Source organism: Tritonibacter sp. SIMBA_163, assembly GCF_046535935.1.
GTDB classification, from domain to species: domain Bacteria; phylum Pseudomonadota; class Alphaproteobacteria; order Rhodobacterales; family Rhodobacteraceae; genus Epibacterium; species Epibacterium scottomollicae.
In genome coordinates, this window is the sequence record NZ_JAWJBP010000305.1 from 1 (window position 1) to 282 (window position 282).

Genomic DNA, 282 nt, shown 5'->3' on the forward strand with positions numbered 1-282 from the left:
CGGTGTCACCACCTTCCGGGTCACGCGCCATGTTATTCACAACGCCTTGGGCCCACTCTTGCGCGCCTTCTTCGCCGTGATGAGCGTGGACGCCACGACGCCCGCAAAGGCCACGATCGACGCCACCGACAGATCGACTTCGCCGAGCGCGAGCACGAACATCATCGTCACCGAGATCGAGCCGATCAGCGTGACGGAAAGCAGCAAGCCATGAATGTTTCGCGAGCTCAGGAAGTCCGGCACGGTGAACGACAGCACCGCGAACAGAATGATGAACACCAT

The 282-nt window shown here is 60.6% G+C and carries 1 pseudogene; it reads right to left on the reverse strand.

The annotated features are described in order from the left end of the window. Positions 1–36: 36 nt before the first annotated feature. Positions 37–282, reverse strand: a pseudogene (locus R0J92_RS22505) (hypothetical protein); the annotation flags it as partial.